Raw genomic sequence first — 24,429 nt, 5'->3', positions numbered from 1 at the left:
TTTGTATTAAAAAATAAGATAAAAAATACAAATATGGTCTATTTTTGAATATGTCTAAATTAATGTTCCAAAAAAAATAATGTTATACGTGATGTTGTTAATATAATTTCGGTAGGTTACAACAAAAAATCAAAATAATGCTGTTTTTTGGCACACGGTTTGCTGTTAAAAACACAAACAAAACCGAACATTTTAAAACAAAGGATCTTTAACATGTTACCTAAAAACGTATTACTCTCCTTGGGAATTTTGCTGTCACTCACCCCTTGTGCCATTGCCGGAGATGGTCCCATTGATACGGGGGACACGGCCTGGGTTACCATATCAACGGCCCTGGTCATGATGATGACCCCGGCCGGCCTTGCCCTTTTTTATGGGGGCATGTCACGGTATAAGAACATGCTGAACACCATTGCCATGACGCTGGTGGCATACTGCCTGGCCAGCATTGTTTGGGTGGGCTGGGGATATTCCCTTGCCTTTGGGGAGAGCTCAAGCCTGTTAATCGGCAATTTAAAATACCTGTTTTTGAACGGCATTGATATTCATTCCGTATCCGGAACCATCCCTACCCTCCTGTTTGTGCTTTTCCAGATGACCTTTGCCTGTATCGCTGTGGCCCTTATCCTGGGCTCAGTGGTCGATAGAATGAAATTTTCTTCATGGATTATCTTTACCGTTTTATGGGTCACCTTTGTTTATGCACCGGTGTGCAATTGGGCCTGGGGCGGCGGGTGGATGCACAACATCGGTGCCCTTGATTTTGCCGGCGGAAACGTTGTCCACATCAATGCAGGGGTTTCAGGACTGGTCCTGACCCTGATTCTCGGAAAACGCAAAGGGTATGGAAAAGAACCCATGATTCCGTCCAGTGTTACCTTTACCGCCCTTGGCGCCGGACTTTTATGGTTTGGATGGTTTGGATTTAATGCCGGCAGCGCACTGGCGGCGGACGGCATTGCTGCGTCGGCATTCATGGTTACCAATACCGCCGCTGCCATGGGGGGGTTAGCATGGCTGTTCATTGAATGGCACCACAATAAAAAACCAACCCTTTTAGGCCTTGCATCCGGTGTGATTGCCGGACTTGTGGGCATTACCCCGGCCGCGGGCTTTGTCTCTCTTACCGGCGCCCTTGCCATTGGCGCCATCTCCGGTATCATCGGATTTTTTGGGGTAGCGATTCTCAAGCAGAAACTGGGGTATGACGATTCCCTTGACGCCTTTGGCATCCACGGCCTTTGCGGTATGTGGGGTGCCCTTGCCACAGGGCTTTTTGCCACCCCTTCCGTAACGGAAGGGGCAGTCGGCCTGTTTTACGGCAACCCGAAACAGGTCTGGATTCAGTTTCTGTCCATTATCGGCACCATCGCCTTTAGCGCCGTCGCGACCCTCGTAGTCGTGTTTGTGACCAAACTGGCGACCAATGGACTGCGGGTGGAAACCGAGGAAGAACTGGCCGGGCTTGACAATTCCCTCCATGGGGAACGTGCCTTTGAAATAGAATAGCATTAAAAAATCCGGATCATAAGGGCTGCCCAAACTCTTTTTATCCATATGCTGAGCGTGAAAATATTCAACCATTCAGAAAAAAAGCCAATTGAATATTTGTCAAATTCAGGATACAAAAGATCCCATGTCAAAAATGGATCATAGGATACCCTGGTGCACATCAGAAGACTGGCAGGGAGTCACCCGATTTTTTCACGCCATGACACTGGACCTAAATCCGGCGCTTGTTCAGGTTCAAACGCTTGCCGATCAAATCCGGCAGGCGTTTGAGGCGTTATCAGACCCCATGGATGTCCTGTGTAATGCAACCTGCATGGCCTGTGGGGATATCTGCTGCAAAAAGGCCACCATCTGGTATGATTTTAAAGACCTGGTCTATCTTCATTTTGCCTTTGGTCGACTGCCGGAGACCCAGATCAAAAAAGTCCTGGACAAAACAGGCACCCCCCATTGCATGCATTTCACCGAAACCGGATGCAATCTTTCCCGACTGGAAAGGCCCTTTGTCTGCACCTGGTACCTGTGCCCGACCCAGAAACAGGTCATGACATCCCATGAACAGGGACCCGATCACACCCTCCTTGAGACGGTGGACCATCTCAAGATGCTGAGACATCAAATAGAATCTGAGTTTTGCCGGATATCTGCCGGGAAACCGCACCCAAAACAAGGAAAGACCCCATGCCGCATATAATTGTGAAACTTTATCAACCCCCGGGATACGATCCTTTTTTAACAAAGCCGGATAAAAAAGAAAAAATAGACCGTTTAATGGAACATGTCAGACAGACCGCAAAGATTGCAGAACAGGAAGATACCTCTGGCAATTTTAATGCCATGTCATGGTTAGACCTTGAGTTGGAGGATAACCCGGAATCTTTCGACAGTTTTTTTGATGCCCCCTGGCATGAATTGTCAGATGCCGACAGGGAAAAAAGAAGGATGGTCGTCAGAAGGGTTTTGTGAATTGATGGAACCGCACTGACCCATCCTTTTCGGGTTTATTTCAGCATCACCAGGGCATCTGGATCACGTTTGGCGATCTGTTTGCCCACCGGGGCAGGCACAATCTCAAACCGATCATCCAGCGTTACAATGGCCAGCTGCCGCAGGGTTAACTTCTTGGCTATTTCCTCATTGACAAATAACTTTTTTATTTTCTTGCCCACAACAAAATAATACGGTTCATCGTAATCGTCCAGGTTTAAACGGTTTGATTCAATGAGCTGTCTTACCTGTTTCAGGTTTTCCAGTTTTTGTTTTTCTTTATTGAGTTGCAGGTTCAGTTCCCGGTTCAGTTTTTCTTTGGCCAATTGTTCCTGCTGTGTTTTATTTATTTCAGGAGAGGGTTTTTTCCCCTTATCTTTCTTACGGTTGGCACGTTTTTCATGCGCAACCTTCTTTACCTGTTTTTTATTCACCAGCCCTGCTTTGAGCAGTTGATCTTTAAACGATGTTCCCATAATGAGCCTCACGCTTTGGTTGTCTTGTAACCCCTGCAAATCTTTTGTCTGCCACTTCCTTTTCAAAAACGTCCCAAATTGTGCGGCCAATAGGGTCATCCATAATATATCTCTCTGGTGATGCGTGCCATATCCCTTCCCACAAGCCGACTTGAATATTTGTCGCACATATCCTTTTTTTTGTAAAGATATCCATCAAAACACAGGCACATGACACCAGGAACCCTTTCAGGAAAAACCCTCAACTTTCGGGGGTGGTCATTTTAAAAGTCCGAACGTTGAGTAAAGAATAAACCCCCATTTAACCGTTTGTGGATAATCAGTTGCCTGATGGCGTTATTTTCCGTTATAGTTTGTGCCTGAACGGAAACCCGTGTTTGGACGAAAAGTTGCCCATATGCAAGGCGCAAGAAACTCTGAAACCGGAGTGTACTATTGTACATGAGGATTTCAGAGTTTTGCAGCAACGCAGCAGATGGGTGAGTTTTCGTCCAAACAATAGTTTGATACATCATTAAGGTTATGGGTGTTATGATAATCGGATGCTCCGGGGATTATCCCGGGTGAATACACTGTTTTTATGGAGAATGGACGTTTGATTGAAAAACTTATCGCATTTGCCGAGAGTGGAAAAGGGAGAAGATTGCTGAACACTTTGAACAAGAGGGAGACTGTTTTGACTTCTTCTGAGTTGGACGACGTTTTAAGGGCATATTGTGACATCGGTCTGCCCAGGGAAGTTGAAATGTTGAAAAAAAGAAGAGGCATTCTGGACAATGATCAATATAATGCGCTGGCTGAAGCCGTCAGGCGTAATTGCTGCTCTGAGCGGTATGATGATTTTATAATTTCTTTGAAAATATTGTTGAGCAGTGGCATGAAGATGAATCCTGCAAAGATGAATATTGAAGAAAATGATCAGCACCTCACAAAAAAAATCAGAAAAATTATTGACAATAAAAAGAAACCGGTTTGGATAACAGGTTACTTCTGGGTGCCGGTTCTCTTGTTCACCGGGTTGATTATGGCTGGCCTGATGATTTTCAGAGACCCTTCGACAACAAGGGTGTCAAGCACGTCAGCGCCGGCATCCAAAGCGTCTCTTGAGACAGCAAGTCCCCTTGCTGCCAAAGGGGTCCTTCAGTCCGAAAAAAAAACAGTGTCCCTTAAGGCAACGCCAAAGCCGCCGGAAGCGATTTTAAACACTGACCGTCCAGCACCGGCAATCACCACGGCTCAGTCAAAACCAACTGAGCAAATCCATATTCCGTCAGACATTCACATCTCCGAAATCGTGACCTGCAGCAGCGTCAGGGCAAGACAATATGTCTCTGCCCGAACAACGTTTTCCCTCAAAAAAGGTCTGACACCGATGGTGTGGATGACCGTGCTGTCAGACAGCCCGCCGTTCACCCTATACCATGTATATTATGTCAATGGCCGCCGGCATTGCAGGATTCCCCTCAAAATACGCCATCCCCGCATGCGCACATGGAGCAATATAACCTTAAGCAGTCGGGATCATGTGGGAAAATGGCGGGTTGAAGTGATGACCGAAAACGGAGTAAAACTCGACCAAATCGAATTTTCCGTTACCGAATAAACGGTTGGGGGTTACCCGTTTCATGTTCCAAAAAGCGCAGCAGTGATGATACAGCCATGACAGGGTCTGCAATGGCAAACAAATGACAACCGGTTATGCCTGCTGGAGAATGTCTTGTTTGCCAGGGCAGATCAATTTTAATTTATTATGGCAATGTATTCAGTTTAAAACGATGTTAAGGCCGTCCGTGGTGGTGGCGGCGGCCTGTTTATTATGGCAATGTATTCAGTTTAAAACCCATGAAGGATCGTCCTTGAAACATGGCATACATCTGACACGCCGGTTAAGACCATTGCCTGTTCAAGTTCTATCCTGATTTTATCGATATACTGCCCCACACCTTCTTGACGGCCGCCAACAGCCGCAACAGAAAAAGGACGGCCGATCATAACCGCATCTGCTCCCAGTGCCAGCAGCTTCAGCACATCGCCACCGGTTCTGACACCGCCATCGGCCAGAATGGTGATCTTTCCTTTTACTGCATCGCAGATGCCCGGCAGGACAGTGGCGGCACCCGGTGTAAAATCCAGAACCCTTCCACCATGGTTGGACACCACAATGGCATCGGCACCGGCGTCAACAGCAGCCAGGGCATCCGCAACGGTCATAACGCCTTTAAGAATAAATTTACCAGGTGCCTGTTTGACGATCTGCCGGAGCTTTTCAATGGTTTTGGGCGAAACGGGCCGACCCATTTTCTTTAAGGTAATGAGCCCTGCCGCATCAATATCCATCCCCATGATATCTGCAGTGGTTTGTTTCACTTTTTCCAGTTTTTCAAACAGTTCTTTATCCTCCCAGGGTTTGATGAACGGTATCCCATGGCCCTGGGCTTGTTTGATTGCCCTCAATGCGGTTTCATGGATAAAATCCGGGACCCCATCGCCGGTACACCCGATAATCCCTTTTTCCCGGCATCCAAAGATAATGGCATTGATATAGGCCTCTTCAGAAATACCACCGCCCATATTAAAGGACACCCCGCCGATGGGTGCAGCAAGGACAGGCATGGAAAGGTCTTTCCCCAGGAGAGAAACACGGGTGTCCGGTTCAACCACATCATGCACCAGACGCATATTAAAATTAATCTTTCTCAAGGCAGAAACATTTGCCTTGAACGAAGATGCCGTTCCCAGTCCCCCCATGCCGGGGACTTCTCCGGCACAGGCATTCCCATCGCACTCCCTGCAGACCCGGCAAAACCCTTTCATGGATTGCCTTGCCGTGTCATAGATCTCTTTCATATCCTTTTTTCCTTTCCTTAAACACCTATCATAAAGCTCTGGCGATTTCCTCGGCTTCACTGATGCAGTACATCAAATGCCGGGGAGATTTGGCATCCCCGATCAGGTAAAACGGAACATGTGTTTTTCCTTCAAGTTTTTTCGCTTCCCGGATAGGGCGCTGCTTTTCGGAAATCACCACTGAATCAAACCCGGTCAATGTCATCTCTTCTCCCTGGGCTTTAAACACCACTCCGTCATCGATAAACCCTTTAATTGACACATTTTTATGCAGGGACACATCCCCTTTTTTCAGCCGTTCCCTCAAATAATACCGGTCATTGCTGGACATTTCCTCGGCAAAACGCTTCTTCCGGTTTAAGACAACCACCTGTTTTCCCTGGTCTGCCAGGAAATCGGCTGTAATCAACCCTGTCATACCACCTCCCAGAACGATGACCCGATGACCGACCTGGGCGTTACCGCTGATCACATCAACATTGGTTACCAAATCCATTTTTGTTTGAAAAAGCCCTTTTATCACCGGCATATCCGGCAGTGACCCTGTGGCCAGAATAATTTTATCCGGATTGATGTCATGGATCAACGCCAGGGATAGTGCCGTATCATACCGAATCTCAACATTCAACCGGTCCAATTCCTGTTTAAAAAACACCAGGATATCATTGAGTTCCTCCCGGCCGGGTGCCGTTGAGGCCAGGAACAACACCCCGCCGGTGTTCTGTTTCTTTTCACAGACAAGGACCTGATGTCCCTGAACCGCAAATTGTCTTGCCGCAGCCATGCCGGCAGGACCCGCACCGACAATGAGTATTTTCAGGGATTGGTCCGGCAGTGCTTCCTGTTTGAGTTTATATTCCCTTCCCACATCAGGATTGACCACACAGGAACCCGGCTCTTTGGCCAGCACGGCATGGATACACCCAAGACAGCATCCCACACACGGTCGAATCCGGGAAAACTCCCCTTTTCTGGCCTTTTCCGGATAATAGGGATCCGCCAGAAAAGACCTGCCCATGGCCACCATATCTGCCTTGCCCTCTTGAATAATCTGGTCGGCATGATCCGGATATTTGATCCGTCCCACGGTAATCACGGGAATGCTGACCTGTCGTTTAACGGCTTCTGCCAGGTGAACAAAACACCCGTGGGGTGTATACATGGAGGGGATGGTCAATTCTGTGGATCCGTAAACCCCGCCGGAGACATGCAGATATACAATGCCTGCTGTTTCCAGCAAGGGGGCCAGTCTCACTGCTTCATCAAGGCCCCATCCGTTTTCAATATAATCATTGCCATTGATCCGGATACCAATGGGAAAGTCTTTACCGGTTTTTGCCTGGATATCGGCTATAATGTCAAACAAAAACCGGGTCCTGTTTTCAAATGATCCCCCATATTCATCGGTCCGGATATTGGAATTGGGCGCCATGAACTGGTTGATCAAATACCCGTGGGCACCGTGAATCTCGATAAAATCAAATCCGGCTGCCTGGCATCGTCTGGCTGAATCCCCAAAACAGGACACCAGCGCCTTTATTTCATCAATGGTAAGGGCCCGGACCTCCCCTTTTACAACAGCCGGTGCGGGAAGGGCAGAAGGCGCCACTTTTTGGGGAAGATAGGACTGACGACCCCCATGCATGAGCTGCACCCCGAACAGGGTATCATACGGCTTCACCCGTTGAACCATCTCTTTAAGGGCCGGGATGCAATCGTCCCTGTACATCTGGGGAAGATCAGGCAGTTCCTGGCCCCCGGGGTGAACACCGCCACCCCCCACCAGCATCATGCCCACTCCGCCTTTGGCCCTTTCCACAAAATATTCAATTAACTGGTCTGTCACACAGCAGTTTTCATCCACACCAAAATTGATGCTCATGGCAGACATTAACAGCCTGTTTTTTGAGGTCATAGGGCCGATTTGAATCGGGCTGAAAAGTTTTGATAACATGCAATAGGCTTCCTTTTGAATTATCTGTGAATATGCTTGGTTCCACTCGTTAATATATGCAATTTAAGCATTGGGATACACGATTTTTACAACACCCTTTGTCTTGACCGGACTATGTCCCGGATATCTCATTCAAGACAGATTCAATCAATGCTTCAAAATCCGACAGGGCTGTTTTTTCCTTGAGAAACGTCCGGCTGTTTACGGCTTTGAAAAATCTGGCGCATACATTTCTCTGGCGGGCCGTTAACTCTGTGGAATATCCTTTCTTCTTGTTCTGGGTGTTCTTTGACGGGTCTTGTAAATCCCGCCGGCCATGGGGTCTGTTGATGATATGGGAATAGTAAATCAATGCCCGGTCCATGAGAATATAAAGGAATTGAAGATTTTTATTGGGGCCCAGCTGGAGCTTATCCCCGCCAAACCGGATACCGGCGGTTTTCTTTTTAGCGATCTTTTTCCCGCTGAACAGGGCGGAGCCCGCCCCTAAAATACCGCCGATGGCGGTAAACACGCCAAAGGTGATGCCGGCGGCTGCCGTATCGATCACCGCGCCCATGGTGCCGCCGATGATGGCACCGGTAGCTGCCAATTGTTCCTTTGTCAGCCCTAACAGCTCCCAGGTCTGTTTTGAAAACAAATCGTGCTTGAGGATGGAATATTCCGGCAGGTAGACCTCAAAAAGATTGTGTTTGAACAAGGTTCTGATTTGTTTAAACAGCTGTCGTTCAAGATTTTTTATATGGGCCTGGTATTTTTTAGTGAGGGCCTCCTTGATGTCCGCCTGGTCCGAAGACGTCCGGATGGGTTCGGACACAAAAAAAGCCAGGCTTTCTTCAATGCTACGGGTCATAAAAGCCGTCACCAGCCGGTTTCTTTTCTGCCAGTCTCGTTGAAAGGCCAGGATCACCCGGGACAAAACCGGTTCCCATTCCTGGTCAATGGACTTAAGGCTTTCCAGCATTCGAATGCGATCCATAAAATTGGCCGTATTGGAATTGAACACCCGGATGGCATTAAAATGCTTTCGAAATTCAGATTTCCAATCCGCTGTATAATCTTTGCCCTCGGTTTTGGAATTAATTATGGCCATTCTCGGACGTCCGGTCAGCCGTAATATTTCCATTTCAGCCAGGTCGTCATCCCTCACCGGCCGGGATCCGTCCACCACATAAATAATACCGGCTCCCCTGACCACCGGCCCTAAAAGTTCACACTCATCTGAAAAAAACGGGTCTTTTCTAAACGTGGCAATAAACTGCTCACAAACCTGGTTTGGATCCCCCTCAAATCGTTTAAACCAGGCAAGGGTCTGCCGGGGCACCTGGAACCCGGGTGTATCCACAAACCGGATGATATCTTCCCCGTCAATTTGAACCGTGTAGCGCTTGGATACCGTTGTTTCACCAGGGATACGACTGACGGTTATCTGGTCGTCTTCGGTCAGGGTGGACACCACGGAAGACTTTCCTTCATTGGGGTGACCCAGTACGGCAAACTCCGGTATCATTTTCGTTTGAAGAGAATCATTCATTTACAAAAACCTTTTCACGCCTATATCGGGATTTTCAAGTTTAAATACCGCTTTTTTCCAGACCTCAAAATTAATATCCGTATCGCTCACACACAGATCTTCCTGTCCGGCATCCTGGGTTAACAATATCCACAAGGGTTTGTTTTCCGGCATAACCGACTTTATCTGTTGAATATAATAAAGCACGCCCCTTATGGGCGGTTGCCAGACCTCATGGAGCAGGATCACCTGGTCCGCATCACTGGACGATATTTGACTGACCGCATCTGTATCCTCATCAAAATCAAAATTGATAGCTATCCTCGCGTTTACCGTTAGGCATAAATGGTCTTGAACATAAAGGACAACTTTTTGAATGGCGGCATCGGAGTAAACCTTTTTTGACGCAAGGACCACAGCTGTCGAGCCGGATGGATCCGTTTGTGTGACGGCAGCAGGGGGCGCTGTGGTCATCCCCTTGATGGGGTTGGATTCGATGGCCTGGCTTACCGGCGTTTCCCGGGTATCAATGTCCAGGACAGGCGACTGCATTCTGACCAGCACCTGCCTGAACCGGGACCGTTCAATGTTAAATTGTCTTGCGGCTTGATGTTGCCCCAGAATCCCTGCAATGAGCAGCAGTCCCCTGGGAATAACCGCGTAAAACAGGATGCCCAGGCACAGGAAGGGCCACCAGGAGATCAGATCCTGGGTTGCCAGCACGGAAATGCCGTCCTTTAAAATGATCCGGGACCCCTCGATTTGAGCAAGGCTTGGATGGGCAAGGGTCTGGGGGAGAAACCAGGACCAGGGCAGGGCCAGGAAAGCGACCAGATCATGGACCCGGTCACTGGTGGTCATGAGCGTGGACTGCCATCCAAACGCCATGTCGCTGACGATCACCCTGAAAAAGGTGCCGCAAACAGCACCCGTGGAAAAGCAAAAAGAAAACACTGAGGACAGAATGACCACCGGCCAGAAAAAAAGGTCCTTATATTCCCTGTGCTTGATCCGGATAAGGGAAGCCGTATATTCAAGGGGTTCAACGGTTTTTTTAAACAACGGGTGATTTACTTTTTTCAAAATTCCGGGCAACACCTTAAAAAGCAACGCCGATACCAGTGTATGAACAATGGAATGGCCAAACCGATTCCCTTGATGTTTCGAACTGACCCGCCGTCGCATCAACAGGATAAGCGTGAGTAGGATCAACACCACCTGCAAGGCAACAAATATGGCCATAAAAACCGCCACATTTATCGGACGGTTGCCATGGTAGGCAAGAAATGAATATGCCAGGGATACGCCTGTCATTCCCCCGGTAAAAACCATGGCATAGACCATCCAGGTGTACAGGGAAGAAAAAACAGTGCCGGGCAGCAGGGTCTCTCCCTTTTTATCTTTCCTCTGAAAAAATTCCGCTTTTCTGAACGTCAACCAGGTGAATAAAAAGGCTGTGTCTGTTTGACACGTTTGCTTACATTGATCATAGATCTTGCGATCCTTGATCGCCCGGGACCTTATTGCCTCCCTGGTGTCAAGGGCTTCATCCATACGGATAAAATAATCCAGGTCAATGATATCTTTTAATTTTATTTTCATGCGTTGTTATTAGCAGATCACAGCCTTTTTCACAATTATTCCGGGTATCTCACCTTTTTGATCACAGATGCCAGCGGTGCCGACAGCCTTTAATCTTGATGGCCGGTATTGCCGGTACCGTATCAACCCGGAAACTCTGCAGCGTCAGAGCCATCCGGAAACCTGACTTTTTTGTAATAGGAGTCTGCATTATAAATGGCTGCCAGCGGGTTGTGACCGGTGACCCGGTCCTTGACTGCCAATACTGTAGTGGGGATATCCGTAAACTTTAGAAACAGGCTATCATGTCCCACACACAATCCCAGAAGGATATTGAAATCCACCTGTTCATAGGTCAGGGCCTTGGCCTGAAATATGGGGTTGCACATGGCCTCATCCGTTCCTTTGTATATCTTTTCGTCCTCACTGATGCCGATGATATCTTTTGAACTGTTACCGGCTTTACAACAAACGGAGGCCACCTCAAATCCGTATCCTTTCAAAATTTCTTCAACAATTTTGGCTTCTTTGGTCATTCCCAGGCAAAAGGCAAGACCAAGCCGTTTATATCCCATTTTCATGGCAAACTCACAGATTTCAACAATCCGTGTTTTGCACGGCTGCATGATATACGGTTGCTGGTCCCGGTTGGCATAACACTCTGCTTCCTGCAACGATGCGTTGTAGGCAAATGTATGGACGTCTTTTGCCTCATATTCTTTATTGGCCTCTTTTAACACCGCTTTCCGGGTCAATGTCGGACACCCCTTGTGGCCCTCTCCTTGATCTGAAAAACAAATTCTTTGGGGAATTTCAACTTTACAAGATGCACAGGAAGACGGCATCTTCTTTTTTTCATCTGTCATTTTTTTCTCCTGAGTTAAGTGATGTAACCGCTCAAATTACGTGTCCGCTCTAATTTGTATGCGAACATTGCGTTGTCGTCAAGAAAGGGTTGCAAAAAAAATACCCCCTTCCTTGACCTTATGTTCAGTTTAACATAAGGTCAACCGCATCAAATTCAACAAATGATAACCAGACGGGAAGGAATTGATGGAAGAATTTGAAACCCTGCTGAAAGGATCTGCAAATGCCCATGGGCACATTTGTTCGGGACAGGTTATCGGTGTTCGCATGGCAATGGAAGGATGCCGTCTCATCGGCCTGGATACCCCCAGAGAACTGCCCCAGATAAAAAAACTCATTGTGTATGTAGAAATGGACAGATGTGCCACAGATGCCATTTCTTTTGTTACCGGTGTCAGACTGGGCAGACGGTCTTTAAAATTTGTGGATAACGGCATTATGGCAGCCACCTTTGTCAATCTTGAAACCGGCAGAGCCGTAAGGATTGTATCCACGGAAAGCGCGAGACATCTTGCAAAAAAATATGCCCCTGACATCACGGATAAAAGAGAACAGCAGCTTGTCGCTTATAAGAGAATGGACCTTGACGCGTTGTTTCACATCGAGGCCGTACGCGTTGATGTCAATGCCTCGGATATGCCTGGACCGACGCGATTCAAGGCTGTCTGCCAAAAATGCGGACAGGTTATCCGGGACAAGCGGGAAGTCATGAAAAACGATCAAATTCTCTGCAGGCCCTGTGCATTGGGAACCTATTATCAACCCGTCACAAAATAAGGAAAAAAATGGGAGACAATAAAATACTCTTGCCCTTTGAAACCCTGACTGTTGACCAGGCCGTGGGCACTCCCCTTGCCCATGACATGACCCAGATCGTCCCGGGAAAGTATAAAGGGCCGGCATTCAAAAAAGGACATAAAATAACATCCGGGGATGTGTGTCAATTGATGCGCATGGGTAAAAATAATTTCTATGTTCTTGATTTAGCGGATGATCAGGTGCATGAAGATGATGCCGTTCTGGAACTTGCATCCGCACTTTCAGGACCGGGTGTTACCTTTTCCGGGTCTCCCGGGGAGGGGAAACTGGAACTTAATGCGGCTTATCCCGGGCTTTTCAAGGTCAATATTCAGGCCCTGGAAGAGTTTAATATGTTCCAGGATGTGATGTGTGCCTCCATCCACACCAATACCCGTGTCAAACAGCATCAAAGCCTTGCTGCAACAAGGACCATCCCCCTCGTGATCCATAAAGACACGCTTGACAAGGCCCTGGATTTTGCCCGGCAGCAGTACCCTGTTTTCAGCGTCAAGCTCTTTCATCCATTGAAAATCCGGTTGATCATCACCGGAGAGGAGGTCTATAAAGGGTTGATCAAGGATCAATTTCAAGCCATTGTTGAACAAAAGACAACGGCCCTGGGGGCCACAGTGGAAGAAACCGTCATTCTCCCGGACAACAGGGAGATGATCAGCCGTCAAATCCGACGGTATCTTGAGAAAGATACCGACCTGATCATTACCACCGGCGGCATGTCTGTTGATCCCGACGACGTGACAAAAGACGGGATTGTGGATTCAGGATTCCAAGAAATTCATTATTCAGCCGCTGTGCTTCCAGGCGCCATGTTCCTTCTGGGCTACCACAAAAATACGGCCATCATGGGACTTCCTGCCTGTGGCCTGTACCATAAAACCACCATTTTCGATCTGATATTGCCCCGGTTGATGGCCGGGGAACGTCCAGGCGCAAGGGATCTGGCGCGACTGAGCCATGGGGGCCTCTGCCTGAACTGCAAGACCTGCAGATTTCCAGCCTGTTCATTTGGAAAGGCCGGATAAATGATTCCGTTCCATATCATCGGCCAGCCAGGTTCAGGAAAAACAACCCTGATAGTGGATCTCATAGGGGAAATGGTTAAAACCGGCATCACTGTTGGGTCTATCAAGCACAGTTCCCATGCCCATGAACTGGACAAACCCGGCAAGGACTCATTTCTGCACCGCCAGGCCGGTGCAGCACCCGTGACGATGATGACCCGGGACCTGGCAGCCGTTTACCTGCCCAGGACCCGGAACATGACACCAGATGCCGTCATGAAAAAATTTTATCCGCATCTGGATATCGTCCTCATAGAAGGATGGATAAGCGGCCCCCATGATAAAATCGAAATCTGGAGAGAAACGGTAAAAAAGCCCCTGCTATTTATGGATGTTCCCCGGGTCAGGGCCATTATTACCGATGACCTGTTGGATCCCAAAATCAAAAAACAGGTCAATGCCTTGAACATATCCTGCTTTAAAAGAAATGCCATTACGGAAATTACAGCCTTTCTCAAAAAAAAAAGCCAGGGTCGGAACCGTTAAAAAGGTGTACATGAAATCAAAAAAACAGTATCATTAAAGGAAAAATTAACACAGATCTCTCAGATAAGGATTCAGATGAAGATTAAATCCAGCCAGTTGCTTATCAGTAATGACGGCGGGATCATAATGGGGACGGGACGAATGACCATTCTTGAATCCATTGATCGGACAAATTCAATCAACAAGACTGCCAAAGAATTGAAAATGGCCTATAAAACCGTCTGGAGCAAAATAAAATCAACTGAAAAGAATTTTGGAAAGCCCGTTGTCCTTGCCGACAAAAGAAAAGGGACAAAACTGACCGAAGACGGCAGAACACTGCTTGAAAAATACCGGGAATTGAAACAACGGTGCATTAAAGCAGATGATATCCTTTTTGAGGATATTTTTTCAGACCGGATATGAAAACACGCCAGGTCATCTTTATACGGGAGGGCCAAGATGCAAAAAACAACGATTGCCGGACCTCACTTTCCAATATCAATGCGCCGCTATTTTCCTATCGCATGGTTGCTTGTGTCAGGGTTGACAATGTCATTTATCCTTTTTTTGCTGGTTCATAATTGGGAAAAGAAAAATCAGCGCACTGAATTTAAATCCTGGGCAAAAGCTTACACAAACGCTGTGGAATCGACTTTAAACGACTATAAAGGGGCCCTCTTGTTTCTGGGTGATTTTTTTAATAATTCCACGCTTGTGACCCGTAAGGAATTCACCAGCTTTGTGGCAAACATTCTGCCCCGTTACCCCGGAATCCAGGCCTTTGGCTGGAATCCGCTGGTAAAGGACACGAACCGTGCCCTTTATGAATCAGCGGCAAGGAAAGAGGGGTTTGCCGATTTTGAATTTACAGAACGCGCACAAACAAATGCTATGGTCAGGGCTGAGCGCAGAGAGGAATATGTCATCGTCTATTATCTCCACCCCCTGGCAGGCAACACCGCTGCCTTTGGTTTTGATATCGCGTCCGATAAGACCCGCTTAACGGCCATCAACAAAGGGTCCCATACGGGGAAAACAACGGCCACCGCCAGGCTCAAACTGGTTCAAGAGACCGGCAACCAGTTCGGGACCCTGCTCCTCCTGCCCATCTATCATTTGGACAGGCCTTTGAATACCCCGGAAGAACGACGAAAAAATCTGAAAGGATTTGTTGTAGAAGTCCTCCGTATCGGCACGGCCATCGAGACATCGCTGAAAGACTTTTCCGATGAAGGACTTTGTTTGACGATTTACGATATGTCTGCTGATAAAGGAAACCAGTTCCTTTATCAGCGACCGTCGCGAATCTTAAAATCCAGAGATCACCCCATATCTGCTGGAAAAATTCAAACCGGACTTTTCTGGAACAAAACATTTGATTTTGCAGAACGCCGGTGGAAAATGGTAATCCACCCGTTAGACGGTTACTATCACTCACGGAAAATGTGGCAGGCATGGATTGTTTCCCTTGGATTGGTTTTACTGACATCCCTTCTGGCATTCTATCTGCTGAAAAAAATTTTATACACTGCCGAGATTGAACGACGGGTTAAAACCCAGGCACAGACAAACCAGCAACTGGAAACCGAAATCAAAGACCGCACGGCAGCAGAGGCGGAACGCGATTTAACCATTCTAAATCTCCAGCATGCGCTCAATGAAGTAAAGACGTTAAGGGGCATACTTCCCATTTGTTCATTTTGTAAAAAAATCAGGGATGATAAAGGATACTGGGAACAAGTGGATGTTTATATTCACAAGCATTCACAAGCAGATATCAGTCACGGCATTTGCCCGGATTGCATAAAACAGCATTATCCAAAGGAACACAAGACTCTTTACCCGGACAAGGACAAGGATGACTGATATCAGATGGATTAATGCAAAGGTTAATCGTAAAAAAAATAATGGACCATAAAAACACCCGATTGAAAGAAAACCGAATTCTTGCTGCGTTTATTTCGAATTTGCCGGAAGCCATCCTTGTGTGTGATGTCAATGGGATGATTTTGTTACACGACAGCCAGGCAGAAACGTATCTTCTACCGGGAAACAGCAAGCCCGGGGGTGCGGTTTCCCTGGCAGGCAAATCCATTACCTCACTTGTTGACAAACATTTGGTTGAATATGCGCTTGACGAAATCAATGCGCAATTAAAGCAAGATGCCACCCATACGGTTTCAACCTTTATTTTACAAAAGCCCCCCCGGATATTACAGGCCCAGGTGGTGCCGGTTTTAAGTGCCGCCGGTTTGTTTACGGGATTTGTGCTCATCCTGGATGATATCACCCAGCAAAGCCAGGCAGAAAAAAGGGTGGAGGCCCTTTTAAACACATTATCAAAAAATGCCAGATCGCCCCTGGCCAGTATCCGGGCCGCCATTGAAGCCATGAGAGCATTTCCCCGGATGGATGAACAGCACCAGAACCAATTCAAAGAAATCATTTACACGGAATCCATCATCCTCAGCGATATCCTCAACAACCTATCAGACGAATACACCAGCCTGATCCATGCAAAAAAAACGTTAACGACGTTATTGGTAAGGGATTTTATGCAGACCGTTGCCCGGAGGGCCCAGGAAAAACTGGGCATTCGATGCCACATGAAACCCCGTTTGAATGCCGAACATATAAAAATCAATGCAGATCCCTATACGTTCATTAACACTGTTCTTTTTATACTGGACAGGTTGAAAACAGAAACCGGGCTGACGGAATTTTATTATCGATTTTATAAAAATAACGCCCTTGTCTTGATCGATATTTCCTGGAAAGGAGATCCCATCCCCCCGCGAGTGATAAAGCAATGGGAAACCCTGGATATCGGCACCCAAAACATCGTCTCAAACCTTACGCTAAAAGAGGCCCTCAATCATCACCAGAGTGCCCTCTGGACCTACACAGGACAAAATACCGAGGGTAAAGATCTGCCGTGCTTAAGGTTTTTTATCCCCATGGATGACCGTCCGGTGAAAACCCGTCTTGAACATGACCTTGCCCTGCCGGAAAGCCGGATTCAGATGAGGGATATTGAAATCTTTGATCACTCCGACCAGAGCCAGGAACTGGATAACCGGTTATTAACCGAACTTTCCTATACCGCCCTGATCCGGGAAATTAACCAGGCCCGCCGGGTTGAAGACATCATCGGCAAACACAGCCAGCTGCCAAGACTGATCCACAGCATGCTCACCAGCGGAACCAAAATCAAGACCGTGACATGGCTGGTAACGGCATTTTCAGATGCCATATTGAATAAATTACTGACCTTTGCAGCCACCGACCTTGGACCGCCACCGGTGCCGTTTGCCTTTGTTACACTGGGGAGTGAAGGACGAAAAGAACAAACCCTGAAAACAGATCAGGACAATGCCATTGTGTTCCAGGACCCAGAAGAAGGCCAGACAATGGAAACGCTTCAGCCCTATTTTCTGGAACTCGGAAAAAAAGTCTGCACCTGGCTGGACCAGTCAGGATTTGATTTTTGCCAGGGCGGCATCATGGCGAAAAATCCCAAATGGTGTCAGCCCCTTTCCGTCTGGAAAGGCTATTTTTCTGACTGGATTCATGCAGCATCACCTGAGGACCTGCTCTATACCAGTATTTTCTTTGATTTCCGGTTTGCTTATGGAGACAACCGGATCACCGAAAACCTTTTTTCCCATCTGGTGAAGACCTTATCCAACTGGACAGGGTTTTTCCGAAATATGGCGGAAAATGCCGTCTATTTCAAACCACCCATCGGGGTGTTCGGAAATTTGATCGTCCGCTCCACCCCCCCCCATAAACGGTGCATTGATATCAAGATGGCCAATACACCGATTGTTGATTATGCAAGGATTTATTCCCTGAAACATCAAATCAGGGAAACCGCCACCCAGGACAGGTTATATCACCTCTACCTGAAAAAAATTTTATCCCGGAATGCGTATAACGAATTGGAACAGGCTTATTGCTTTAACATGCAGATACGATTCATGGCACAAATCCAGGCCATCCTGGGTCAAAATCTACCCCCCCACAATTACATCAACCCCAAGGACCTTTCATCCATTGAAAAAAAATTGCTCAAAGAAGTCTTAAAAAAGATAAAAACCCTTCAGGCAAAACTGCGTTTTGACTTCATCGGCGACTCGGAACACCCTATTTCGTAACGGTAACAAACTGTCCGGGAAAAAGACATCTTCTCTCCACCATAAACCGGTTCTCCAATGGGCCCAGGAACAAAAGAAATATCAACGGTCAAGAATTGACCCTTTTGATATATTTTGATAATTCATCTGTCAGGTCCTGAACTTTAATCGGTTTTGTAAGATATCCGTCATATCCTTTTTTAACCCCACCTGTCCTTGTCCTTGACACCACATCACCGGTAAACGCAATAATGGGAATATGTTTTGTATGGGCATCCAACTTGAGCAATCGGGTGGCTTGATCCCCATCCATCACCGGCATCCGGGTGTCCATGATAATCAAATCCGGGGGATTCTCTTTTGCCATCATCAAGGCCTCCTGCCCATTACCGGCCTCAACAACATCCTGGTTAAATCGGATCAGCAATTCCCGGATCATGAAACGATTGGATTCAATATCATCGACAACCAGAATTTTCTTTTTTTCAAAACAGGACGGGCAGCGATTGTCTGCTGGTTCGGCTATTATTTTTTTCTTTATGCTGTCAGACACCCGCTGCACATCTTTAAAACAGACAAAAAACGTGCTGCCCAAACCGGTTTGACTTGTAACACGGATCTGTCCGTTCATTGCCTCGGTAAGTTTTTTACAAATGGCCAGTCCAAGGCCTGTCCCCCCCGGATGCCGGTTTATGGTTCCGTCAACCTGCTTAAAGGATTCAAATATCGAGTCCAACGCATTTTTCTCAATTCCAGGTCCTGTATCCTCAACCCTGATAGTCAGGTCAATCCTGTCCGGATCTTGGGTGGGCTGTTGTTGGGCACTCAGTTTAATCCTGCCTTTTTCTGTGAATTTGGCAGCATTGCCCACAAGGTTTAAAAGGATTTGTCTTATTCTGGCTTTGTCCAGCATCAGCGGGCTGGACGGGTCCTCTGGCAGGTCCACTTCAAAACCAATGCCTTTACCGGAAATTTTCTCGTTAAAAATAGATTCAATTTCCGCAAACACGCTGTCAAGGTTCACGGGTGCATATATAAACCCCATTTTGCCCGCCTCAATTTTTGATATATCAAGGATATCGTTTATTAAGGTCAGCAGGCTTTTCCCGGCAAGTTTCATGGCATCCAGATACCGTTCCTGTCTGGGGTTTTTCAGATCAACCGACAACAATTCGATGAATCCGAGCAATACGTTCAACGGCGTGCGTATCTCATGACTCATGGTTGCCAGGAACACTGATTTGGCATGATTTGCCGCCTGTGCCGCTTTCCATTCTCGTTGGGCGTGTTCTTTTTCCCGACGTTCGGTGATATCCCTGACAATCCCCTCAACCCCTGACCGTTTACCGTCTTTATCCATGGTAAAATAAGAATTGATTGACGCCCACCAGACAGTCCCGTCCTTGCGCTTTAATTGGGCTTCAAAATCATTTACCAAATCGGTTTGCTGGAGTTGGTATAAAAAAAGGGCTTTTTCTTCAAGATTAAAAAAAGCCGAATCCGTTATTTTCATGCCAATGGCCTCGCTAACAGCATATCCTGACAACCGATATACGGAACTGGAAATAAACGTAATTATACCGTCCAGATCGGTCCTGTAAATGATATCAGGGGAATTTTCCACAAGGATGCGGTATTTTTCCTCACTCTGTTGAAGGGACTGAACCATTGAGCTGAAAGCCCGTCCAAGACATGCGATTTCATCCTTTCCGGAAGTGATGTCAGCAATGGTATCCGGATCAAACATCCTGCCGGATTTAATACCGGCAGCAGCCGTGGTCAGGCTTCGGATAGGACGGGAAAAATTCCTGGAAAGAAAAAAGGAAATCAGTATGGAAATAATGACAACCGCTCCAATGCTCATATACGTTATTTTTTCCAAGCGCTTCAGGGGAGCCAGGAACTGGGACTCGGGAAGATCTACAACCACTGTCCAGGCCTTTTTTTCTAAAGGGAAATACCCCACCACATGATATTGATGATCCCTGGGAGAAAAGTAACGGAATGTATCCGGATCCTGGGAAACGGCGATATGGGCGGCCAGGCTTTCCATTCCCAGTCTCTCGGGCAGATACGGCGCTGTTGTGCCTTGAACAGTGCCATAGCAAAAGGTTGAAGAAATGGTTGAAACCACATCGGGGTGCAAGTCACCCAGACTGTGGTACAAGAGCTCACGATGGGGATGGGCGATAATCACCCCTTCATGATCTATTAAATAGCCAATCCCTTTTTTGCCCACTTTAACGTGATCAATAATGTCCCAGATGGGATCCGCTTTGAGCCATACAACATTAATACCCAGGATTTTTCCTTGTTTTGTTTTGACGGGATGGGTCAAAAAAATACCCGGCTTCCGGGTGACGCGCCCCAGGAGAATGTCTGAAATAAAAGGACTCCCGTTCATGGATGCATGGAAATAATTTCTATAGGACCGATCCTCCCCCACCAGATTTTTATCCAGAACCACCTGGATGATGCCCTTTGCATCCATAAAGCCGGGGGTATTCCAGTCCGGATGATGTTCAAGATAATTTTCAAATTCCTGGTGAATCCGGGGAATCAACGCCTCACGGTCCTGAACGGACCGGCTTAAAAACTGGATCGCCAAAGGAAACCCGGCAAGGGTTGCAGAATTGCGCTGATTTTCCAGCAGCAATTGGTCAATGGAATAGGCCGTGGCCCTGGAAAGGGATATCAATTCACTTCCTGCAAACTTTCCCAGCTCCTGCCGGCAGTTGACAAGGCTATAATACGAAACAATGGACATGGGAAGAATGGCGATAAACAAAAATACGATGGCCAGTTTTGTACCGAAACTCAGCCCCTTACCCCTATTCTTTGTAACGATTTCCATATGTTCCTGTTTTTTCCACTGTCACATCAATAGTCAGAGAAGGTCGGCCAAAGGGAACCTGATCTAAACGAAATTAATCCGTGTCTCCCAGCAATTCTTTAATCTTACTCACCACATAGTCATTGGCAAAGGGTTTGGTGATATAATCATCTGCAGCAAGCCCCATGCCTTTTGCAATATCAATGGAACGGGCCATGGCAGACAAAAAAATAATCCGGGTCTGGCTGAACTCTTTTTCCTGCCGGATTTTCTGACATACCTCATATCCATCCATTCCGGGCAGCATGATATCCAGTAAAATAAGGTCCGGCTTCCAGCGGGATATCAGGTCCAGGGCTTTTTCCCCGGTATCTGCGGTTTGAACATCATAGTGATTCTGCGTCATCAAAAATTCTAAAGGCACAATAATATTGGGTTCGTCATCAACAATCAATATTTTTTTTTTCATTTTGACTCCCTTTATCCTGCAAACAAGATGACATTGCCATGCTCAATTTAACGAATTTTCTTTCTGATCATTCTAACAGAGGCAGTTCAAAAAAGAAAGTTGCCCCTTTATCCAGTTCACTGTCCACCCATATTCTACCCTTATGGGCATCAATGATATGCTTACTGATGGTCAATCCAATGCCCGTCCCCAAAGGTCTTCCCTTGGAACCGGAAATCACCTGGCGGAATTCACGGAAAATGATTTCCTGGTCACCTTTGTCAATGCCAATGCCATTATCTTTGACAAAAACGGTTACCCCCCCTTTTTCGTTACCATTCCCCCCTGTTTTTTTGGTTTTCACCTGCATCCCCACCGTGATGCGGCCATTCTCCGCATGGCAGAATTTAACGGCATTGGAGATCAGGTTCACCATGACCTGAATCAAGCGGTCTTTGTCTCCGGATACAATGCCTGGCAGCGTTGAAATATCAAATGTTAAATCAATCAGTTTCTCTTTAATCAACTGACCGGTTGAAAAGAGAGCGTCCTCAATCACCTCTTTAAAATCCAGCCGGGTCATCTGCCATTGAATTTGACCTGACTCAATCTTTTGAAAGTCTAAAACATTATTAATTAACCGGGTTAACCGCTCACTCTCCTTGATAATGATACCGACAAATACGTGCTGTTTTTGGGTATCCAGGCCAGGGGTAGTGTGAACAATTTCAGCCAAAGACCGGATGGAAGTTAAAGGGGTTCGAAGTTCATGGGTAACTGTTGAAATAAATTCATTTTTCAGCCGGTCCAGCTCCTTTAAACGCACATTGGCGGCCTCCAGATCCTTTGTGGCCTTTTCAAGTTCCCGGCTGTAAATGATCATCTGCTGGGTCTCGTCCAGGATGTGCATGATCTCATCCATGCCCAGGGGCTCTTCTTCCACAACAGACCGAACCATGACAAGGGCGGATGCAGACCCGATGGCCCCTGCCAGCAGTTTTTCAACATGGCTGACGAGACCGGCATCGGCAATAAATTCCTTCTCCCAGTTGATATGATGTTCCCGGGCATACAATGCCAGGGCATCCGCGGTTCGAGTTTTTCCGAGAAATCGTTCCAGCAGCGTTCTCAAATCCACAACCGATGCCGTGGCCCGCCAGAAAGATGATTTTTCCGATTTCACGGAAGACGTGAACACATCCACAAACAGGGTGGCCTGTCTGCGCTCCATGGCATTTTGCCTGGAAAACAGTGACACCCCGATAAACAATCCGATATTTACAGCCATACTCCAGAACACGGCATGGGTATACTGGTTAAGTCCCAAACGATGAACATCCAGGCCAAACAGGTGGCTGGGATTTAACAACTCCACCCCCAAAGGCCCATAGGTCAACAAATCCCGGGAAAGGAATCCTGCCTGGGCAAGTGACGGCAACACCAGGGTGTACATCCAGGTAAAAAAACCTGCCAGCAGTCCAAAGAGTGCCCCCCGTCTTGTCGCACCTTTCCAGAAAATACCCCCGATCACGGCGGGGCTGAACTGGGCCACGGCAGCAAAAGAAATCATCCCAATGGAGACAAGAGAATAATATTCCACCACATAATGAAAATACAGATATCCCAACAATACGATGACCAGGATGCTGATACGTCGAATAATCAGGAGCAGCCGACTCAAATCACTTTGCTGCTCGAGTTTTAAAAAGGGCAGACGGAACAGTACCGGCATGACCAGGTCATTGCAGACCATGGTGGACAAGGCAATGGTTTCCACGATCACCATACCTGTTGCCGCGGACATCCCGCCAAGAAAAGCAAATAAGGCCAGGCCCTGTTGCTGTTTGGCCATCAACAGCGTGAGGGCAAAATAGTCTGCATCCACCCGTCCGTTCGCAAATTCCAGGATACCATCAAACGCCTGGGGCAGGGTTTGTTTGCACACAGGATCAGAACTGCATTGTTCAAAAAAATACATCATACCGCCAAAGGCAATGGGGATTACAAAAATATTAATGGCCAGAAGATACATGGGGAAAAGCCAGACCGCTTTTTTTAAATGATTTTCATCCACATTCTCAACGACAATCACCTGGAATTGACGGGGAAGCAGAAAAATGGCCATCATGGCCAGAAACAGGGCATTATACCAGCCTGTAAAGGTGGCTGCATTGACCTCCATGACAAAAAGCTGTCGGATATGGGGGACACGGCCGGCCTGGGCAAACAAATCCCCGAACCCTGAATAAAGGCCATAGGTGATAAACACCCCCACAGATAGTATGGCAACCAATTTGACAATGGATTCAAAGGCGATGGCCGCTACCAGTCCTTCATGGCGCTCGGTGGCTTCCAGATGGCGGGTGCCGAAAACCACGGCAAACAATGCCAGCAAAATCGCCACAAAAAAGGCAGTGTCTTTGGTGCCGGACAGGGTGGTTGCGGTTTGCACCATGTAAACATTTGGATATTGGCTGATCAATTGAAACGAAGTGGATATGGCCTTGATCTGAACCGACATGTAGGGCACAATGCCCAGCACCGCGATAATGGTAACCGCACCGGCAATGGTGGCGCTCTTGCCATATCGGGAGGCAATGAAATCCGCAATGGAGGTGATCCGATTAATTTTGCTGATACAGATAATTTTTCTGAGAATGGGCCACCCCAGGATCATCATGAGCGTGGGGCCTAAATAAATATTTAAAAATCCAGTGGCCCCGGATGTGCTGGCCGCCCCGACACTACCGTAAAAGGTCCAGGCCGTGCAGTAAACCGCCAGAGACAATGCGTAAATATAGGGGTTGCTGATAATGCTTTTACCGGCTTCTGCCCGCTTGTCCCCCCAGAAGGCAATGGCAAATAAAAGTCCCATATATCCGAAAGAAACAAAAATAATAATTTTTTGTTCTAACATAACGGCACGA

19 protein-coding genes are annotated in these 24,429 nt (G+C 47.2%); 10 read left to right on the top strand and 9 right to left on the bottom strand.

Annotation, left to right across the window (positions count from 1 at the left end):
* Positions 1–213 precede the first annotated feature (213 nt).
* The 3 genes from Q1Q15_RS04575 to Q1Q15_RS04565 all read left to right on the top strand — a co-directional run bounded on the left by Q1Q15_RS04575 (position 214) and on the right by Q1Q15_RS04565 (position 2,478).
* Complete coding sequence (locus Q1Q15_RS04575) at positions 214–1,509, top strand: ammonium transporter (RefSeq protein WP_300457139.1); 1,296 nt, start codon at positions 214–216, stop codon at positions 1,507–1,509.
* A 127-nt stretch (positions 1,510–1,636) separates the two neighbouring features.
* Positions 1,637–2,206: a hypothetical protein gene (locus Q1Q15_RS04570; RefSeq protein ID WP_300457137.1), complete on the top strand. Its 570-nt coding sequence runs from the start codon at positions 1,637–1,639 to the stop codon at positions 2,204–2,206.
* Entirely contained in the window at positions 2,194–2,478 is a 285-nt protein-coding gene (locus tag Q1Q15_RS04565) for a hypothetical protein (protein ID WP_300457135.1), read from the top strand. Before Q1Q15_RS04570 ends, Q1Q15_RS04565 begins: the two co-directional genes overlap by 13 nt.
* 35 nt (positions 2,479–2,513) lie before the next feature.
* On the opposite strand, the gene Q1Q15_RS04560 is transcribed toward Q1Q15_RS04565, so the two are convergent.
* On the bottom strand, positions 2,514–2,975 hold the full coding sequence (locus Q1Q15_RS04560) for a DUF2058 family protein (protein ID WP_300457133.1): 462 nt from the start codon (positions 2,973–2,975) through the stop codon (positions 2,514–2,516).
* A 595-nt stretch (positions 2,976–3,570) separates the two neighbouring features.
* On the opposite strand from Q1Q15_RS04560, the gene Q1Q15_RS04555 reads away from it, so the two are divergent.
* The gene (locus tag Q1Q15_RS04555; protein ID WP_300457131.1) at positions 3,571–4,578 is read left to right on the top strand and encodes a DUF2914 domain-containing protein; all 1,008 of its coding nucleotides are present in this window, start codon (positions 3,571–3,573) and stop codon (positions 4,576–4,578) included.
* Positions 4,579–4,808: 230 nt separating this feature from the next.
* Here Q1Q15_RS04555 and Q1Q15_RS04550 read toward each other — a convergent pair whose 3' ends face one another.
* From Q1Q15_RS04550 to Q1Q15_RS04530, 5 genes are all read right to left on the bottom strand, one after another.
* The gene (locus Q1Q15_RS04550; RefSeq protein ID WP_300457129.1) at positions 4,809–5,822 is read right to left on the bottom strand and encodes an alpha-hydroxy-acid oxidizing protein; all 1,014 of its coding nucleotides are present in this window, start codon (positions 5,820–5,822) and stop codon (positions 4,809–4,811) included.
* 28 nt (positions 5,823–5,850) lie between these two features.
* Positions 5,851–7,776 carry an FAD-dependent oxidoreductase gene (locus Q1Q15_RS04545; RefSeq protein ID WP_300457127.1) on the bottom strand — a complete coding sequence of 642 codons (1,926 nt, stop codon included), beginning with the start codon at positions 7,774–7,776 and terminating at the stop codon, positions 5,851–5,853.
* A gap of 112 nt (positions 7,777–7,888) precedes the next feature.
* Positions 7,889–9,310: a GTPase/DUF3482 domain-containing protein gene (locus tag Q1Q15_RS04540; protein WP_300457125.1), complete on the bottom strand. Its 1,422-nt coding sequence runs from the start codon at positions 9,308–9,310 to the stop codon at positions 7,889–7,891.
* Positions 9,311–10,891, bottom strand: a complete 1,581-nt coding sequence (locus tag Q1Q15_RS04535; protein ID WP_300457123.1) for a DUF2868 domain-containing protein — start codon at positions 10,889–10,891, stop codon at positions 9,311–9,313.
* A 122-nt stretch (positions 10,892–11,013) separates the two neighbouring features.
* On the bottom strand, positions 11,014–11,736 hold the full coding sequence (locus tag Q1Q15_RS04530; RefSeq protein WP_300457121.1) for a DUF1847 domain-containing protein: 723 nt from the start codon (positions 11,734–11,736) through the stop codon (positions 11,014–11,016).
* 187 nt (positions 11,737–11,923) lie between these two features.
* On the opposite strand from Q1Q15_RS04530, the gene Q1Q15_RS04525 reads away from it, so the two are divergent.
* From Q1Q15_RS04525 to Q1Q15_RS04500, 6 genes are all read left to right on the top strand, one after another.
* A complete protein-coding gene (locus Q1Q15_RS04525; protein ID WP_300457119.1) occupies positions 11,924–12,514 on the top strand; it encodes an FmdE family protein in 591 nt (196 codons plus the stop codon).
* An 8-nt stretch (positions 12,515–12,522) separates the two neighbouring features.
* Positions 12,523–13,578, top strand: coding sequence for a molybdopterin-binding protein (locus Q1Q15_RS04520; protein ID WP_300457116.1), 1,056 nt, complete (start codon positions 12,523–12,525; stop codon positions 13,576–13,578).
* On the top strand, positions 13,579–14,103 hold the full coding sequence (mobB, locus tag Q1Q15_RS04515; protein WP_300457114.1) for a molybdopterin-guanine dinucleotide biosynthesis protein B: 525 nt from the start codon (positions 13,579–13,581) through the stop codon (positions 14,101–14,103).
* A gap of 75 nt (positions 14,104–14,178) precedes the next feature.
* Positions 14,179–14,508, top strand: coding sequence for a LysR family transcriptional regulator (locus Q1Q15_RS04510; RefSeq protein ID WP_300457112.1), 330 nt, complete (start codon positions 14,179–14,181; stop codon positions 14,506–14,508).
* Between the two features lie 126 nt (positions 14,509–14,634).
* Positions 14,635–15,951 carry a CHASE domain-containing protein gene (locus tag Q1Q15_RS04505; RefSeq protein ID WP_300457110.1) on the top strand — a complete coding sequence of 439 codons (1,317 nt, stop codon included), beginning with the start codon at positions 14,635–14,637 and terminating at the stop codon, positions 15,949–15,951.
* A 14-nt stretch (positions 15,952–15,965) separates the two neighbouring features.
* A complete protein-coding gene (locus tag Q1Q15_RS04500) occupies positions 15,966–18,242 on the top strand; it encodes a DUF294 nucleotidyltransferase-like domain-containing protein (RefSeq protein WP_300457108.1) in 2,277 nt (758 codons plus the stop codon).
* An 88-nt stretch (positions 18,243–18,330) separates the two neighbouring features.
* On the opposite strand, the gene Q1Q15_RS04495 is transcribed toward Q1Q15_RS04500, so the two are convergent.
* The 3 genes from Q1Q15_RS04495 to Q1Q15_RS04485 all read right to left on the bottom strand — a co-directional run bounded on the left by Q1Q15_RS04495 (position 18,331) and on the right by Q1Q15_RS04485 (position 24,419).
* Positions 18,331–21,075: an ATP-binding protein gene (locus Q1Q15_RS04495; RefSeq protein ID WP_300457106.1), complete on the bottom strand. Its 2,745-nt coding sequence runs from the start codon at positions 21,073–21,075 to the stop codon at positions 18,331–18,333.
* A 73-nt stretch (positions 21,076–21,148) separates the two neighbouring features.
* Complete coding sequence (locus Q1Q15_RS04490; protein WP_300457104.1) at positions 21,149–21,523, bottom strand: response regulator; 375 nt, start codon at positions 21,521–21,523, stop codon at positions 21,149–21,151.
* Between the two features lie 67 nt (positions 21,524–21,590).
* A complete protein-coding gene (locus Q1Q15_RS04485) occupies positions 21,591–24,419 on the bottom strand; it encodes a sensor histidine kinase (protein WP_300457102.1) in 2,829 nt (942 codons plus the stop codon).
* Positions 24,420–24,429: the final 10 nt, after the last annotated feature.

The organism is Desulfobacula sp. (genome assembly GCF_030145145.1).
GTDB lineage: Bacteria > Desulfobacterota > Desulfobacteria > Desulfobacterales > Desulfobacteraceae > Desulfobacula.
Note: the sequence above shows the minus strand (reverse complement) of the source record. Positions and strands in the feature narration are given on the sequence as shown.

What these genes read in the sequence shown, in the direction of transcription:
- Q1Q15_RS04540 (WP_300457125.1), bottom strand. Translation starts at nt 9,310, where the DNA reads ATGAATGATTCTCTTCAAACGAAAATGATACCGGAGTTTGCCGTACTG.
- Q1Q15_RS04575 (WP_300457139.1), top strand. Translation starts at nt 214, where the DNA reads ATGTTACCTAAAAACGTATTACTCTCCTTGGGAATTTTGCTGTCACTC.
- Q1Q15_RS04495 (WP_300457106.1), bottom strand. Translation starts at nt 21,075, where the DNA reads ATGGAAATCGTTACAAAGAATAGGGGTAAGGGGCTGAGTTTCGGTACA.
- mobB (WP_300457114.1), top strand. Translation starts at nt 13,579, where the DNA reads ATGATTCCGTTCCATATCATCGGCCAGCCAGGTTCAGGAAAAACAACC.
- Q1Q15_RS04490 (WP_300457104.1), bottom strand. Translation starts at nt 21,523, where the DNA reads ATGAAAAAAAAAATATTGATTGTTGATGACGAACCCAATATTATTGTG.
- Q1Q15_RS04520 (WP_300457116.1), top strand. Translation starts at nt 12,523, where the DNA reads ATGGGAGACAATAAAATACTCTTGCCCTTTGAAACCCTGACTGTTGAC.
- Q1Q15_RS04560 (WP_300457133.1), bottom strand. Translation starts at nt 2,975, where the DNA reads ATGGGAACATCGTTTAAAGATCAACTGCTCAAAGCAGGGCTGGTGAAT.
- Q1Q15_RS04535 (WP_300457123.1), bottom strand. Translation starts at nt 10,891, where the DNA reads ATGAAAATAAAATTAAAAGATATCATTGACCTGGATTATTTTATCCGT.
- Q1Q15_RS04565 (WP_300457135.1), top strand. Translation starts at nt 2,194, where the DNA reads ATGCCGCATATAATTGTGAAACTTTATCAACCCCCGGGATACGATCCT.
- Q1Q15_RS04545 (WP_300457127.1), bottom strand. Translation starts at nt 7,776, where the DNA reads ATGTTATCAAAACTTTTCAGCCCGATTCAAATCGGCCCTATGACCTCA.
- Q1Q15_RS04570 (WP_300457137.1), top strand. Translation starts at nt 1,637, where the DNA reads ATGTCAAAAATGGATCATAGGATACCCTGGTGCACATCAGAAGACTGG.
- Q1Q15_RS04510 (WP_300457112.1), top strand. Translation starts at nt 14,179, where the DNA reads ATGAAGATTAAATCCAGCCAGTTGCTTATCAGTAATGACGGCGGGATC.
- Q1Q15_RS04525 (WP_300457119.1), top strand. Translation starts at nt 11,924, where the DNA reads ATGGAAGAATTTGAAACCCTGCTGAAAGGATCTGCAAATGCCCATGGG.
- Q1Q15_RS04505 (WP_300457110.1), top strand. Translation starts at nt 14,635, where the DNA reads ATGTCATTTATCCTTTTTTTGCTGGTTCATAATTGGGAAAAGAAAAAT.
- Q1Q15_RS04500 (WP_300457108.1), top strand. Translation starts at nt 15,966, where the DNA reads ATGCAAAGGTTAATCGTAAAAAAAATAATGGACCATAAAAACACCCGA.
- Q1Q15_RS04485 (WP_300457102.1), bottom strand. Translation starts at nt 24,419, where the DNA reads ATGTTAGAACAAAAAATTATTATTTTTGTTTCTTTCGGATATATGGGA.
- Q1Q15_RS04530 (WP_300457121.1), bottom strand. Translation starts at nt 11,736, where the DNA reads ATGACAGATGAAAAAAAGAAGATGCCGTCTTCCTGTGCATCTTGTAAA.
- Q1Q15_RS04550 (WP_300457129.1), bottom strand. Translation starts at nt 5,822, where the DNA reads ATGAAAGAGATCTATGACACGGCAAGGCAATCCATGAAAGGGTTTTGC.